At 63.5% G+C, this 16,305-nt stretch carries 10 protein-coding genes; 6 read left to right on the top strand and 4 right to left on the bottom strand.

The window, feature by feature from the left end:
* The 3 genes from AC6LJY_RS24255 to AC6LJY_RS24245 all read left to right on the top strand — a co-directional run.
* On the top strand, positions 1 to 5,264 hold a 5,264-nt coding region (locus tag AC6LJY_RS24255; RefSeq protein WP_498136936.1), incomplete at its 5' end, for a VCBS domain-containing protein.
* 105 nt (positions 5,265 to 5,369) lie between these two features.
* A complete protein-coding gene (locus AC6LJY_RS24250) occupies positions 5,370 to 6,053 on the top strand; it encodes a transglutaminase-like cysteine peptidase (RefSeq protein ID WP_498136935.1) in 684 nt (227 codons plus the stop codon).
* 17 nt (positions 6,054 to 6,070) lie between these two features.
* Positions 6,071 to 8,023 (top strand): bifunctional diguanylate cyclase/phosphodiesterase, encoded by a 1,953-nt coding sequence (locus AC6LJY_RS24245; protein ID WP_498136934.1) that lies wholly within the window; start codon positions 6,071 to 6,073, stop codon positions 8,021 to 8,023.
* A gap of 113 nt (positions 8,024 to 8,136) precedes the next feature.
* Here AC6LJY_RS24245 and AC6LJY_RS24240 read toward each other — a convergent pair whose 3' ends face one another.
* From AC6LJY_RS24240 to AC6LJY_RS24230, 3 genes are read right to left on the bottom strand one after another with little or no spacing between them, the layout of a single operon-like run.
* Complete coding sequence (locus AC6LJY_RS24240) at positions 8,137 to 8,964, bottom strand: M48 family metallopeptidase (protein ID WP_046803556.1); 828 nt, start codon at positions 8,962 to 8,964, stop codon at positions 8,137 to 8,139.
* Positions 8,965 to 9,001: 37 nt separating this feature from the next.
* On the bottom strand, positions 9,002 to 10,069 hold the full coding sequence (aroC, locus tag AC6LJY_RS24235) for a chorismate synthase (RefSeq protein WP_046803557.1): 1,068 nt from the start codon (positions 10,067 to 10,069) through the stop codon (positions 9,002 to 9,004).
* Positions 10,070 to 10,105: 36 nt separating this feature from the next.
* Entirely contained in the window at positions 10,106 to 11,383 is a 1,278-nt protein-coding gene (locus AC6LJY_RS24230) for a putative bifunctional diguanylate cyclase/phosphodiesterase (RefSeq protein ID WP_223265054.1), read from the bottom strand.
* On the opposite strand from AC6LJY_RS24230, the gene AC6LJY_RS24225 reads away from it, so the two are divergent.
* The 3 genes from AC6LJY_RS24225 to AC6LJY_RS24215 all read left to right on the top strand — a co-directional run bounded on the left by AC6LJY_RS24225 (position 11,339) and on the right by AC6LJY_RS24215 (position 15,547).
* Positions 11,339 to 11,548: a hypothetical protein gene (locus AC6LJY_RS24225; RefSeq protein WP_255594224.1), complete on the top strand. Its 210-nt coding sequence runs from the start codon at positions 11,339 to 11,341 to the stop codon at positions 11,546 to 11,548. The two genes, AC6LJY_RS24230 and AC6LJY_RS24225, sit on opposite strands and share 45 nt — an antisense overlap.
* 463 nt (positions 11,549 to 12,011) lie before the next feature.
* On the top strand, positions 12,012 to 13,979 hold the full coding sequence (locus AC6LJY_RS24220; protein ID WP_498136933.1) for an EAL domain-containing protein: 1,968 nt from the start codon (positions 12,012 to 12,014) through the stop codon (positions 13,977 to 13,979).
* 8 nt (positions 13,980 to 13,987) lie between these two features.
* On the top strand, positions 13,988 to 15,547 hold the full coding sequence (locus AC6LJY_RS24215) for an ATP-binding protein (protein ID WP_314360404.1): 1,560 nt from the start codon (positions 13,988 to 13,990) through the stop codon (positions 15,545 to 15,547).
* Here the strand turns inward: AC6LJY_RS24215 and AC6LJY_RS24210 are convergent.
* On the bottom strand, positions 15,529 to 16,248 hold the full coding sequence (locus AC6LJY_RS24210; protein WP_006218682.1) for a response regulator transcription factor: 720 nt from the start codon (positions 16,246 to 16,248) through the stop codon (positions 15,529 to 15,531). The genes AC6LJY_RS24215 and AC6LJY_RS24210 overlap by 19 nt on opposite strands.
* Between the last annotated feature and the right edge of the window lie 57 nt (positions 16,249 to 16,305).

Genomic DNA, 16,305 nt, shown 5'->3' with positions numbered 1-16,305 from the left:
AGACGCTCTCCGTCGGTGGCAAGCTTGACGTCACGGACTCGGACGCCGGCCAAGCGGTGTTCCAGGCTCAAACCAACACCGCCGGCCAACACGGCACGTTCTCTGTCGACGCCAACGGCGCGTGGACGTACAACCTGACCAACAACGACCCGGCCGTCCAAGGCCTGGGCGCCGGCAAGACCCTGACCGAGACCTTCACGGTTACGACGGCTGACGGCACGACGGGTCAAGTCGTGGTCACCATCGTCGGCACCAACGACATCCCGGTGCTGACCGGCAAGGCTGATGGTGCAGTTACCGAAGATGGCAGCCTGGTTGCCACCGGCAAGCTGGATGTGGCCGACGTTGACACGACCGATACCCACACCTGGACCGTTAACAACGAGGGCAAGGGTACGTACGGTTCGTTCTCGGTCGACTCGTCCGGCAACTGGACGTACAACCTGGACAACGCCAATAAGGACGTCCAAGGTCTGAAGTCCGGTCAGTCCATTACCGAGACGTTCACCGTCACGGTGGACGACGGCAACGGCGGCGTAGTGAGCAAGGACGTTACGGTCACGATCAATGGTACCGATGACGGCGCGATCATTACGCCCGCTACGCCTGACAGCGACAAGGGCGAAGTCGTCGAAGACAAGACGCTCTCCGTGGGTGGCAAGCTCGACGTCACGGACCCGGACGCTGGTCAAGCCGTGTTCCAAGTTCAAACGAACGCGCCTGGCCAACACGGCACGTTCTCCGTCGACGCCAACGGCGCATGGACGTACAACCTGACCAACAATGACCCGGCTGTCCAAGGTTTGGGTGCTGGCAAGACGCTGACCGAAACCTTCACGGTTACGACCGCTGACGGCACGACCGGTCAAGTCGTCGTCACCATCGTCGGTACCAACGACATCCCGGTCCTGACCGGCAAAGCCGATGGCACCGTCACGGAAGACGGCACGCTGGTTGCCACCGGCAAGCTGGATGTCGCCGACGTTGATACGACCGATACCCACACCTGGTCCGTTAACAACGACGGCAAGGGCACCTACGGTTCCTTCTCCGTTGATGGCAACGGCAACTGGACCTACAACCTGAACAACTCCAGCGCCAAGGTGCAAGCCCTGGCTGCCGGCCAGCAAGTGACGGACACCATCACCGTGACCGTTAACGACGGCCATGGTGGTACGGCGCAGCAGCAAGTGACCGTTACGATCACGGGCTCAAATGACGCCCCGACGATCTCGGGCACGGCCGTCGGCACCGTCAAGGAAGATACTGCGCCCAGCAGCATCTCTGGCCAGTTGTCCAAGTCCGACGTTGACGCGACCGACACCCACACCTGGTCGGTCAACAACGCCGGCAAGGGTACGTACGGCACGTTCTCGGTTGATGCGACCGGCAAGTGGACCTACAACCTGGACAACGCCAGCGCCAAGGTGCAAGCCCTGGCTGCCGGCCAACAAGTGACCGACACCATCACCGTGACCGTTAACGACGGCCATGGCGGTACGGCGCAGCAGCAAGTGGTCGTGACGATCACCGGCACCAACGACGCCCCGACTATCGGTGGCGTGGCCAACGGCGCCGTCAAGGAAGACGGCACGCAAGTGGTCACCGGCCAGCTGACCAAAGCCGACGTTGACGCTACCGACACGCACACCTGGTCGGTCGGCAACAACGGCAAGGGTACGTACGGCACGCTGACGGTGGACAACACCGGCAAGTGGACGTACACGCTGGACAACGCCAACGCCAAGGTGCAAGCCCTGGCCGAGGGCCAGCAAGTGACCGACACCGTTACCGTGACCATCGACGACGGCCATGGCGGCACCGCGCAGCAAACCATCACGATCACCGTTACCGGCACGAACGACGCCCCGACCATGGGCGGCGTCATCACGGGCGGCGTGACCGAAGATGGCACGCAAGTGGTTAGCGGCCAGTTGACCAAGGCTGACATCGACACGACGGACACCCACACCTGGACGCTGAACAACGCCGGCAAGGGCACGTACGGCGCCTTTGTGGTGGATGCGAACGGCAAGTGGACCTACACGCTGGACAACGCCAGCGCCAAGGTGCAAGCCTTGGCCGACGGGCAGAAGGTGACCGACACCATCACCGTGACCGTCAACGATGGCCATGGCGGTACCGCCACGCAGCTGATCACCGTGACGGTGACGGGCACGAACGACGCCCCGACCATCGCGGGCAACGCCACGGGCGCCGTGAAGGAAGACGGCACGCTGACCGCCAATGGCCAACTGACCAAGTCGGACATCGACCTCACCGACACGCACACCTGGTCCGTCAGCAACAACGGCGCGGGCACGTATGGCACGTTCGTGGTCGATTCCAGCGGCAAGTGGACCTACACGCTGAATAACACCAGCGCGAACGTCCAGGGCCTGAAGGAAGGCCAGCAGGTGACCGACACCATCACCGTGACCGTCAACGACGGCCACGGCGGTACGGCGCAATTGCCGGTCACGGTCACCATTACCGGCACGAACGACGCCCCGGTCATCACCGGCCAGACCTCTGGCACGGTGACCGAGGACTACAGCCTGTCCACCACCGGCAAGCTGACTGTGGTGGACGCGGACGTCGGCCAAAGCGGCGTCATGGCGCAGACCAACGTGGTCGGCAAGTACGGCACATTCTCGATCGATGCCAACGGCAACTGGACCTACACGCTGAACAACAGCCTGGCTGTGGTGCAGAACCTGCCGGCAGGCGCCCTGCTGTCCGAGTCGTTCAATGTGACGACGGGCGACGGCACGACGGTGCAACCGATCTCGGTGTCGATCGTCGGCACGAACGACGCACCGGTCGCCGCGGACAACTCGGCCAATGTGGAGATCGGCGACAGCCACGTCTTCACGCTGTCTGAGTTCAACTTCAGCGACGGCGCCGAAGGCAATGCGCTGCAAAGCGTGATCATCTCGCGCTTGCCGACCGACGGCACGCTGACGTTGAACGGCAACCCCGTGGGCCTGAACACCGCTGTCTCGGCAGCGGACATTGCCGCCGGCAAGCTGATCTTCACGCCTTCGGCCAACGGCCTGGATACCTCGATCGGCTTCCAGGTGCGTGACAACGGCGGTACAGACCACGGTGGCCAGAACACGTCGGGCACGTACAACTTTGTGTTGAACACCAACAATATGGTGACGGGCGAAAACGTCGGCAGCGGCACGGGCACGACGCCGGTGCTGAACGGCGGTTCGGGTGACGACATCATCCTGGGCGACAAGGGCGGTACGGTCGTGACCGTGGAGCCGGGCAAGAACTACAACATTGCCCTGGTCGTGGATACGTCGGGCAGCATGGCGTATGGCCTGAACGGCAGCGAAAACGTCAGTTACGCCAATTCGCGGATGAAGCTCGTCATTGACGCGCTGAAGTCCTTGGCCACCCAGCTGGCGGGACACGACGGAACGGTGAACGTGACGCTGATCGGCTTTGCCGCCGGCGCTCGGCAGAACCTGACGCTGCAAAACCTGTCACAGTCGAACCTGAAGCAACTGACGGACGCCATCGGCGACCTGTCGGCCAATGGTGGCACCAACTACGAGGCCGCATTCAATACGGCGGTGTCGTGGTTCAACAGCCAGGCCACGGCGGGCAAAACCGCGGCGGCAGGCTACGAAAACGTCACGTTCTTCCTGACCGACGGCGATCCGACGTACTACTACGACCGCTACGGCAACCTCGGCGGCACGGGTAGCTCAACCAGCGCCACGACGCTGCAAGAATCCGTCAACGCCTTCGATCCCTTGTCCAAGGTAAGTACCGTGCATGGCATCGGCATCGGCAACGGCGTGAATGCAGACTATCTGCGTCTGTTCGATAACACGGGCGGCGGCGACACTGCCTACACAACGGTCGGCGACAGCAACGACTCTTCGTTGGCTACCTTTGGCAGCAGCAGCAACTCGGGCTTGAATAACATCAACAACTGGACAACGACCGGTACGGGTTCGCAGTCCGGGTCGGTGTCCAAGACCAACGGCGTGCTCAGGCTTGTGGACTTTGCCGGCGGCAGCAGCACCACCGCGACCAACGACACGAAGATCTCCATCAGCGAATATGGAAAGCTGAGCTTCACGGTTCAGACGTCCAATTTCAGCACGGGCGACCAATTCACCTGGACGTTGCAGCGCTACGATGCCGTCTCCAAGACGTGGGTCGGCGTCGATGGCGGAACATCGAACTCTGGTTTCAGCAGCACGACGACCATCACATCCAAGATGTTGACGTCGGGCGATTACCGCTTTGTTTATGAAGTGGTGGATGGCACGAACAACAACTCGAATGCAACGGTGAACATCGACAATATCTCGTTGGCAGCCTACGCCGCCAGCCAGGTCATCGTCGCCCCCGCGGGCCAAGTCGACATCGTGCTGAAGGGTTCGGACCTGGCTGCCGCCCTGCAAGGCGGCAGCTCCAGCACCGATCCGGCCGTGGTGGGTAATGACGTCATCAACGGCGGTGCCGGCAACGACATCATCTTTGGCGACACGATCAATACCGATCATCTTGCCTGGGGCAATGTGGCCGCCGGTTCGCACGATGGCCAGGGCCTGAAGGCGCTGCAAGACTTCCTGGCTTACCAGAATGGTCATGCGGCTACCAGCGCCGAGGTCTATGACTACCTGAAGGCCAACCACGCGCAGTTCAACATTGCGGATGATCCGCGCGGCGGCAACGATACGGTGCACGGCGGCACGGGCGATGACATCATCTACGGCCAGGGCGGCGACGACTCCCTGTACGGCGATGACGGCAACGACATCCTGTACGGCGGCGCCGGCAACGATCTGCTGCATGGCGGCGCGGGCAACGACACGCTGGACGGCGGCGCTGGCAATGACACCCTGATCGGTGGCAAGGGCAACGACACGTTGTACGGCGGCCTGGGCAGCGACACGTTCAAGTGGGAGTTGAACGACCAGGGCTCGGTTGGCGCCCCGGCCGTCGACACCATCAAGGACTTCTCGGCGGACACCCTGGCCAATGGCGGCGACGTCCTGGACCTGAAGGACCTGCTGATCGGTGAGAAGGACGGCACGCTGACCCAGTTCCTGAACATCCATAAGGAAGGCAACAACACGGTCATCGACATCAACACCAAGGGCCAGATCGCCCAAGGCGTCGACCAGAAGATCGTGCTGGAAAACGTGGACCTGACGGGCAACGGCACCATGAGCAACCAGGCCATCATCAATGACCTGCTGCAGAAGGGTAAGCTGAACGTCGACCACAGCTAAGCCGTAGTCGCGTAAGCACCGGGGGGACGACGGGCAACCGCCATCCCCCCGATATTTTTTTCAGGCGAGCCTTATACGCGCTGGAAAAATGTGAAAATCCGCTTCATGTCTTCGACTCACCGTTTCCGCAGCCTGCGGGGCCTATGCCGGTTGGTGTTGCTGTGCCTGGCTTGCGTCTGGGGCGGAAGTTTCGCCCTGGAGGTCAGCTCGGACCGGCTGCAAAGCCTGGCCGCCAGCCGCTACGGCCCGAAAGGCGCGAAGGCGGTGGGCAACTGGCTACAGCTGTTGCGCAACCCGCCCCCGCGCGAAGAGCGGGACAAGCTGACGAGCGCGAACGATTTCTGGAATCAGTCCCTGCTGTCCGGCGAAGCCATCACCCTTTGGAAGCAGGCAGACTACTGGGCCACGCCGCTGGAATCCCTGGGCAGGGGCGCCGGCGATTGCGAAGACTACGTCATCGGCAAGTACTTCACGCTGCTGGCTATGGGCGTACCGGCCAACAAGCTGCGTTTCATTTACGTCCGCGCGCGCGTGGGCGGACCGGCCAGCAGCAGCCAGGTCGCCCACATGGTGCTGGGCTATTACGACACCCCCAACGCGGTCCCGCTGGTGCTGGACAGCTTGATTTCAACCATCCTGCCGGCTACGCAGCGACGCGACCTGACGCCGGTGTTCAGCTTCAACGCCGACGGCGTCTACGTGGACGGCAAGCCCGCCGCGCCGGTTGACCGCCTGAGCCGCTGGCGTGATCTACTTCAACGCATGGAACGGGAAGGCATCCGCCCCTGATGTCCGGAAATAAGACTATGTCCATACTTCGACAGTTACTGCTCAGCGTTACCCTGGCAATCGGCGTCATTTTGCTGGGCACGCTGGCGCTTAGCGTGAATTCGGCGCGGGAATACCTGTCCGGCCAGTTGCAGGTGCAGAGCACCGACGCGGCCGTGTCGCTGGCGCTGTCCTTGTCGCAGCCCGCGAACAACGACCCGGTGTTGCAGGAATTGCTGGTGTCGGCGCTGTATGACGGCGGACATTTCTCGTTGGTGCGGCTGGCGGATCCGGATGGCAAGGTGCTGATCGAACGTCGCTCCACCGCCACGCCGAAGTCGGTGCCGGCATGGTTTCAAAAGCTGGCGCCGCTGGACACGCAACCAGCCAGCCACGCGGTCAGCGACGGCTGGCGTCAGGTGGGTGAAGTGACCCTGATCGCCAACGATTCTTACGCTTGGGAAGCGCTGTGGCGCAGCAGCTTGAAGATGATCGCGCTGGTGATCGGTGCGGGCGTGCTGTGGGCGGTGTTTGCGTTCGTGCTGGTGGGCTGGATCAAGAACCGCCTGCTGCGCGAAATCAGCGACCACGTGCGCAGCATCGGGCGCGACACGCCGCCCGAACAGGTAGAGGCACGCGTACCCGAGTTGTCGGGCGTGGTGCAGGCATTGAACCAGACGCGCGAACGCGTCTACGCCAGCGTTGAAGAACAGAACGCCAAGATCGAATCGCTGGAACTGGAACTGAACCAGGACCCCGTCACAAGTCTGCCGAACCGCAAGTATTTCGTGAACGAATTCCGCCGCGCGCTGGAAGCGCCGGACATGACGGGCGGCCATGTGCTGGTATTCCGTCAGCGCGATCTGGCCGACCTGAACCGCCACATGCCGCGCGAATTCATCGACCAGTGGCTGCGCGCCGCTTGCGAACGCATCCAGGGTGCCTTGAAGGCGCTGAACGTGTCGGCCCCGTTGCTGGCGCGCTTGAATGGTTCGGACTTTGCATTGCTGCTGCCCGGTTGCGCCGCGCCCCAGGCGATGATGGTTGCCGAACGGCTGCGCACCGATCTGCATGCCACCCGCATTCCCGTTGGCGAAGGGCATTTGTGCCGCTGGGCTCTGGCCATGACGGACTATGGCCAAGGCAGCCAGGCTGGCCCCGTGCTGGCAAGGCTGGACTTTGGATTGATGCGAGCCGAAAGCGCCAATAGCGATCAAGTGGTGATTGCGGGTGCGACCGACATGCAGTCTCCGTCGGAATCGGGTGAACGGGCGTGGAAGGACGCGATTCTGACCGCGCTGGAAGACCACCATTTCGAGCTGGCGACCGAGCATCTGTTGGCTGCCGACGGCACCGCGCTGCGCACCGAAGCGATGCTGATGCTACGCACGGCGCCCGACCAGGTCGCCATTCCCGCCACGCTGTTCATACCGCCGGCGGTGCGCCTGGACCTGGTGGCCGACTGCGATCTGGAATCGGTGCGCCTTGGCCTGGACTGGCTGGCGGACAACCCGGGTGAACTGGCGGTGCGCGTGGCGCTGCCGTCGCTACGGGGCCAGAAGTTCTTCCGTCAATTGGCGCTGTTGCTGACCGAACGCCGTCCGCTGGCGCACCGCCTGTATCTTGAAATCGACGCGCACGGCTTGGTGGAATGCCACGAACAGATCGCCACGCTGGCGCGCGTGACCTCGGAGTTTGGCGCGCATATCGGCGTGCGCCGCCTGGCGCAGCAGTTTGGCGCCGTGGCGCAGCTGCACACCCTGCCCCTGTCCTATGTAAAACTGGGCGGCGGTTTTGTGGGCGGGATGTCGCAAAGCCCGGGCAGCCAGCAGTTGACCGCGTCGGTGCTGGAGACGGCACGTTCGCTGAACATCGACGTCTACGCCGAGGACGTGCCCGACGCCGAAACGCAGCGCATCCTGGCCGGCCTGGGCATTGCCGTGATGCGCGGACCGGGCGTCAAACCCGCGGGCGGCGCGGCATCGGCATAGGCGCGGGCATAGGCGCGGGCATAGACGTAGCCGGCACCTGCATCAACAAATACGCCGCCTGGATCTCCAGGCGGCGTATTTTTTTTATTCCCCGCGATCGCAGGACGATGCGGCTATTTCTTTGCTTGCTGATACAGCGGCAGGACTTGCTGCGCGGCAGCTTGCAAGTCGGTGATGCGGGACTCTGCCGACGGGTGCGTCGACAGGATTTCCGGCGGTGCGTTGCCGCTGCTGGCCGCGCCCATCTTCTGCCACAACGTCACGGCGGCGCGCGGATCGAAACCGGCGCGGGCAGCGAGTTCGACGCCCATGCGGTCGGCCTCGGTTTCGTGGGTGCGGCTGTTGGGCAGCGAGAACATCACGTCGGTCAGTTGGCCGCCCAGGTCAGACGCGGCGCTGGAGCCCGTGGCGATGGACAGTACCGACAAACCCAGGTTCGTGGCCATTTGCTGCGAGACGCGCTCGCGCGCATGTTCGCGCAGCGCGTGGGCGATCTCGTGGCCCAGCACCGCCGCAAGCTCGTCGTCGGTGGGCTTGATCTTGGTCAGCAAGCCGGTATAGACGGCGATCTTGCCGCCGGGCATGCACCACGCGTTGATTTCATCGCTGGAAATCACGTGTTCTTCCCATTTCCAGCCCACCGCGTCTGGCCGGAATACGCCAGCCTGCGCGATCAGCCGCTGCGAAATGGCGCGCACGCGCGACAGCTGCTGCGCGTCGCGGTCCAACAGGCCCTTGGCCTGCGCCTGCTTGAGGATGTCGGCGTATTGCTGACTGGCTTCCTGCTCCAGCGCCTGGGAGGGCACCAGGCTGGACATGTATTGCGTACGGTTCACGCCGATGGCACCGGATTGCGTGGTGTTCATGCCCGTGCAACCGCCCAGCAGTGCCAAGGCAAGCACGGCGCCGGCGCCGCGCAACAGATGACGATTACGTTTCAAGTCGGCCTCCTGAAGTCGATGGCAAGAGTGTCGGGGATCAGAGCGGATCGCCGCACTGGCCGCGATGGCGCAGCGCGTGGTCAATCAGTACCAACGCCAGCATGGCTTCGGCGATGGGCGTGGCGCGGATGCCAACGCAAGGATCGTGACGGCCCAGCGTCTGCACCATGACGGGCTCGTTCGCACGATTGACCGAGCGGCGTTCAACACGAATGCTGGACGTGGGCTTGATGGCCAGCGACACCGTGATCGGCTGGCCCGTTGAAATACCGCCCAGCACGCCGCCCGCGTGGTTGGTCAGGAAACCATCGGGCGTGATCTCGTCGCCGTGCTCGGAACCGCGCTGGGCGATGCAATCAAAACCCGCGCCGATGGAAACGCCCTTCACGGCGTTCAGGCCCATCATCACGTGCGCGATGTCGGCATCCAGACGGTCGTAGATGGGTTCGCCCCAGCCAGCGGGCAGGTTTTCCGCGACGACTTCAATGCGGGCGCCGACGGAATCGCCATCGCGGCGCAACTGGTCCATATAGGCTTCAAGTTCCGGCACGATCTGCGCGTTGGGTGCGTAGAACGGATTGTTGGGCACCTCGTCCCAGGACTCGAACGGGATGGCGACGGGGCCAAGCTGGCTCATGTAGCCGCGCACCTTCACGCCATATTGTTCGGCCAGCCATTTCTTGGCGATGGCGCCGGCCGCCACCGTGGGCGCCGTCAGGCGGGCCGACGAACGGCCGCCGCCGCGCGGATCGCGCACGCCGAATTTGCGCCAGTAGGCGTAATCGGCATGGCCCGGCCGGAACGTGTCGGCAATGTTTGAGTAGTCCTTGCTGCGGGCGTCCGTGTTGCGGATCAGCAGACCGATGGGGGTCCCGGTGGTGACGCCTTCGTAGACGCCCGACAGGATTTCGACCTGGTCGGCTTCCTGGCGCTGCGTGACGTGACGCGACGTGCCAGGGCGGCGGCGATCCAGTTCAAGCTGGATATCGGCGACGTCCAGGCTTAGCCCCGGGGGACAGCCATCCACGACGCAACCGATGGCCGGCCCGTGGGATTCGCCGAAATTCGTGACGGTAAAAAGGGTACCTAGGGTATTGCCGGGCATAGGGAGTCAACAGGTCGGATTTGCAAGCAACCCCGATTATGACACCGCCGAAGCCAAAGCCTGGATTTCCGAGGCGGGAGCGGGCCGGCCCAACAGGAAGCCCTGCATCACCCGACAACCCAGCGACTTCAGAATTTCACGCTGCCCTTCGGTTTCAACGCCTTCGGCCACAACAGGCAGACGCATCGCCTGGCACAAACCGAAAAGAGCGGATACCACTTCGCGGCTGCCGGCATCGGACTCCAGCGCGGAAATGAAGCTGCGGTCGATCTTGACCCAGTCGATGGGCAGATGACGCAGGTGGTTCAGGCTGGAATAGCCGCAGCCAAAATCGTCCAGCGCAATGCCGATGCCCTGCGCGCGCAACGTGTTCAACATCTTCACGTGGCGCTCGTAGTGCAGGATGAAAATCGACTCGGTAATTTCCAATACCAGTTTGCGAGGCGACAGCTGCGTGGCCTTCAGCACGTCGGCAATCAGCTGCACCAGGCCGTCTTCATTCATCTGCTTGACGGACAGATTCACATGCACGCGCCACGCCGGGGGCCACAGGGCGGCCTGCGAGCATGCACGCTCCAGGATCCAGGCGCCCAACGGCACGATCAGGCCGCTGCGCTCGGCCAGCTCGATGGTAACGGCGGGCGACACGCTGCCCAGCGTGGGGTGATGCCAGCGCAGCAAGGCCTCGCAGCCCTGCACGACGCCGGAGCCGCTATCGCAAACGGGCTGGTAGAACAATTCGAACTGCTCCATGGCCGGCGTGGTCAGGGCCAGGCGCAGATCGTTTTCCAGGCCCTGCTCATCGCGATGCCGCGCCAGCAGACGGAAGTCAAAGAGATTCCATCCCGGTCCACCGCGCTCTTTGAGCGGCACCATGGCCACCTGCACGCAGCGTTGCAGCTCTTCGACCGTGCGGCCATGCTCGGGATAAAGCGCCGCCCCCACCCTGAATACCGCAATCAAGGTGCGCCCGCCAAGCGCGTAGGGTTCGCTAAGGTCTTCCAGCAGCTTGGCCGATACCTGGGCGGCGCCCACTTCGTCCACTTCGGGCACGCAAATAGTGAATGAATCCGTACCGCTTCGGGCCACCATGCCGCCCAGCGTCCGGGTGATCAGGCTTAGGCGATCGGCAACCAGCACCAGCAATGCCTGGTCTTCGCCGGCGCGCAGCATGGCGCTGATCTCGGCGTATTGTTCAAAGCTGACCAGAAAAAAAGCGCCTCGGCGCGCGGGCCCCTCTTTTTGCGTCAGCCAGGCACGGGCACGACGATGCAATTCCTGCTGACTCAAAACGCCGGTCAACTCATCGCGCATCAAGCGACGACGCAGGGCGCGTTCCCTGCGGACAAAAAACAGACTAATCGCCGCCAAAGCGCCTGCGAGCGTCAGACACAGTGCGAGCAGGTAACTCTCACGCACGGAGCCCCCTATCTGGAAACCCTTGGCGTTGCGGTCCAGAAGGAAACCCAAGGGCTGTAACATTTTTTAAATTATGCATTATTTTCGCAAAAAAACGCCACACTTCGAAGGCAACGCGCCTCTTTTCCTTGTATTTCGAAGGTTCTTAGGATGCTCGAGGGTGGTCATGTCGGTCCTGGGATAGCGTTAGCCGGCCGGTCCGCAGACCCATGCCCTACCCTTACTACGACAGGCAAAGCCCAAAAATTAATACGTGGTGTCTCAATAGTTCTCAATGGGACGATTATCACGATCGAAATAATTGCACAGCTTGTCTGACGTGGCGCCTAATTTCGTAATATTCTGTACGTTCTGTGACATGCCGAATTACAGTGTAAGCGGCGCTGCTGAGGTATTAGTAACGTGTGTCACGTTTCTTATCCAGCTTTTTTCGCGTTGGGCACGTTCTTTGCCCGGCGCCCCCTTTACCCGGGCGGCCCAGTAATCTTGGCTTGCTTGCTGCCCGCGAAGGGAATTGACCGACATGTCGACATTACGCCGATTACTTTTCTGCACTGCTCTGCTGGTCGGCTTCATCCTGCTCGGCGCACAGGCGCTGGGGATGGTCGCTGCCCATCGCTATCTGAATACGCAACTTGCCCAACAGAGCGAAGGCGGCGCAAGCGCCTTGTCGTGGGCGTTGGCGCACGCCTCGTCCCGCCCCGATGAGCGGGCGGCGTTGGCGGATGACCTGTTCGGACAGGGCCTGTATTCCATGGTGCTTATCGCCGATGAAGGCGGCGTCACGGTGCTGGAACGGCACAAGGCCGCAACGGCCGGGCGGGACAGCGACTGGCGTACGGCCTGGCTTAACGTGCAGGCCCCCGCCGTGTCGCGCCCCTACGTGTCAATGGATGGCGGCGCGCGCGGCACCGTCACCGTGCAGGCGGATGGGCGCTTGGCTCGCGACACGCTCTGGCAAGGCGGGGTGCGCGTTCTGGGACTGGTGCTGGCAGCCGGCGTGTTCTGGTCGCTGTTTGCCTTCAATCTGGTGCGCTGGATCGAGACGCGCACCTCGCGCGACATCTGTGATCGCGTGCGTGCGTTGGCGCCGGGCAGCAGCGCGCCGCCCGTCGGGTCTTGCGAGCTGGCCGGGGTGGATCAGGCGTTCGTTGACGCGCAGCGTCGGGTGGCCGCGACCGTCGAGGAACAGAACGCAAAGATCGAGTCGCTGCAAAGCGAGATTTACCGCGACCCCATCACCCGCCTGTCCAACCGCAAGCACTTCATCGACCTTTTCCGCGCGGCGCTGGCGGACAAGTCCACCGATGCGGGCGGCCACATCCTGATGTTCCGCCAGCGAGACCTGGCCCAGATCAACCGCCATCTGTCGCGGGCGTTCACCGATCAATGGTTGCGGTCCTCGTCCGACCGCTTGCGCAAACTGGTGGCGGAATTTGGCGGGCCGTCGGCGCAGTTGGCCCGGATCAGCGGGTCGGATTTTGCGTTGTTGCTGCCGTGCACCTCGGCGCCGCAGGCAAGCGTCCTGGCCGAACGCGTACGCCATGAACTGCGCGCGCTGCGCGTGCCCATGGACAAATACGGATGGTGCCGGTGGGCGCTGGCGATGGCCGCTTTCGCGCCCGGCGACAACATGAGCGATACGCTGGCCAGGCTGGATCACGCGCTGATGTGCGCGGAAAGCGCCGACGACGACCAGATCACCCCCGCCAGCCAGGCCACCGACAGCACGCGCATCGGCGAGTACAGCTGGCACGACGCCCTGGTCACCGCACTGGAGCAACACCGCTTCTCGTTGTCGGTGCTGCCGCTCTACGCCGTGACGGGCGAATTGCTGCACCACGAGGCCAGCCTGACGCTGCATGACACCACAGACGGCGACCCGGTCCCCGCCTCGATCTTCATGCCACCGGCAGTGCGGCTTGGCCTGTCGGCGGAGTGTGACATCCAGGCGATCCGGCTGGGGCTGGACTGGCTGTTCACCCGCTCTGCCGCGCTGACGGTGCCGGTATCCCTGGCGTCTTTGACCCAGACTTCTTTCCTGTCGCGGCTTGAACGCATGTTGGCGGATCGCCCCGCGTTGACCGGACGGCTGATCATCGAAGTGGACGCCGATGGCTTGATCGAACAAGCCGGCGACCTCCGCCAGCTATGCCGCATCGTGACCGCAGCGGGCGCCCGCGTCGGCCTGTCCAGGCTGTCGCAGCAATTCGGCGCGATGGAACGGCTGCACGAATTTCCGGTTTCCTATTTGAAATTGTGCGGCAGCTTCATTACGGGTTTGCGCCATAGCCCGGGCAGCCAGCACCTGGCCGCCACGGTCATGGCCACGGCGGCAACGCTGGACATGGCCGTATACGCCGAAGACGTTCCCGATTCCGCCACCCAGCTCATTCTGGAAGACCTGGGCGTCCGCGCGATACGTGGGGCTGTCGTAAACTTCGCCCATACGCGCGAGCTGGCGCCGGATCACCAATGGGTTACTAGTTGAAGGAAGGATTGTTTCTTCGCATCCACGGCCTTTTCGGCGCACGAGGTGAACGCCGCGCCGCGACAGGATCGCAAGCCCTGTTGTCGCCACTGGGGCTATTGCTGGCGTGTGCATTCTTCTTGCCGGCGGTCGCGCGGGCCTACGGTGTCTCTCCCCCGATTGCAGGACTACAGCTTGGCCTGACGGCGGGCGTCGCCATTGCGTGCGGCCTGGCGTGCGCGCTGGTGTGGGCGTGCGCCCGCGCGTCGATTTACGGCGCCGGCCTGGCCTTCGTGACACTGGAAGGCGTGTTTCGCACCTTGCCCACATTGCTGCCGCCGGGCGCCCTGCAAGCCGGCTCTTATGCCGCGTTGCTGGCCGTGACGGCGCCGCTGGTGGCAGGTGCCGGCGTGGCCCGGTCCGCAACCATCGCGTCCGCATGCCGTGCCTTGAGCATGGCGCTGGCCGGCGTGGCCGCATTGGCGCTGATATTCGTCTACGAGACCGAGGATGGGCTGATTCCAACCCTGATCGCGGGACTGGGAGCCGGCATCAGCGCGGGCCTAGCCATCTGGTTCGCCGTCCAGGCCGCAACGCAAAAAAAAGGCCGCCCGCTGGCGCTGACCCTGGCGTGTATTCATGCCACGACCGCGTGGATGCTGGGCGGCGAGGCCTGGCTATCGAACGGTGCAGACACGTCCGGTTCGCTGATTGAAGTGGCGCGGCTGTTGTTGGTGACCGGCGCCCTGCTCGGCTTGGCGCTGATCGGCCAACGTCACGGAAGCGCCGGCGACCGCCGGGCGGGTCAGGACCACGCGGATGCCGAACATGTTGCCCAGGGCGAACTGCGCGTGGCAGAACTGGCCGGCGCGCTGGACACGCAACGCCAGATGAACGCGTTGATTTCGCACGAGCTGCGCGCGCCGTTGGCCACCATCAGCGCGGCCGCGCAATCGCTGGACATGATCCTGTCCGACAGCGGTGAAGCGGTCGACACGCGCCTGGCTCGCATCCATCGGTCCGTTTCGCGGATGACGGAATTGATGGACCAGCTGCTGAACCAGGACCGCCTGGGCGATCAGGCCTGGACGCCCAGAGGCGAGCACACGGATCTGGCGGAGTTGGCACGCGATGTGGTGACAGCGATGCGGCCGGACACCGCGCACGCGTTGCTGCTGGACGCCGATGACCGCTTGCCGGTGTTCTGCGACCGCCCGCTGACCAGCGTGGTCGTGCGCAACCTGATTCACAATGCGATCAAGTATTCACCGGCCAACGAGCCGGTCCGGATTGAGGTGGGTCAGATACGTGAAGGGAATGCGCCGATGGCGTGGCTGGCGGTGGTGGATCGCGGGCCGGGCATCGAAGAACAGGACCAGCCGCGCGTGTTCGAACCGCATTTTCGGCGTTCCGCGCATCGGGAAACGCAAGGCATGGGCATCGGGCTATATCTGGCCCGGCGCATTTGTCAGAACCAGGGCGGCTCGTTGACCCTGCACAGCAAGGTGGGCGTGGGGACGCGCTTTGTAATCACCCTGCCCGTCAATGCCCCCGGAGAACCGGGCGCGGATCAGGCGGCGAAAACGTAACCCTGACCGCGCACCGACAACACCGGCAACTTCAGGCCCGCGCTTTGCGCCTTGGCGCGCAGGCGGCTGACCAATACGTCAATACGGCGCAATTCGAAACCGCCCGGGCTTTCGGGCAAAAACAGTTCTGCTAGCACCTGACGGCTGACGGCATTACCTGCCGCGTCCATCAGCGCCATCAGAAACGTCCGTTCTTGGGCGCTAAGGTGCAGCGAGGCGCCGTCCGGGGCCACCAGGATCCAGCCCCCGTCTTGCAGGGACCAGGTGCTGTCGGCAGAGGCGCGGGTTTCAGCATCGGCGGGACGCGGGGCCTTGGCCAGCCGCATCCGGCGCGCCAGGCTGCGAATCACGGAACTGAGTTCCAGCAGGTCGACCGGCTTGGTCATGTAGACGTCGGCGCCGCCTTCCAGCCCGCGCACGCGGTCTTCAAGCGCGCTGCGGCCGGTCAGCATGACAATGCCCACGGGGCTCAAGGCTCGTAAACGGGTCGCGACCGAAAAGCCGTCTTCGCCAGGAAGATGCGCGTCCAGGATGACAATGTCGCACGGCTGTTCCTGCAATCGGCGATAGAACGCCGCAGCATTGTCACAAGCAAACGCTACCCGAAAACCATAGCCGCCCAAGCCTAACGCCAATTCCTCGCGGAAGTCAGCGTCATCCTCGAGCAGACCGATACATAGCAAACCATCTGCGCCAGGCATATTCAGAGTGCTTTATATTGAAAATTGTCGACAAATGCCCCATGGATGCGGTATGCG

The organism is Achromobacter sp. RT286_PF, from assembly GCF_059760425.1.
Note: the sequence above shows the minus strand (reverse complement) of the source record. Positions and strands in the feature narration are given on the sequence as shown.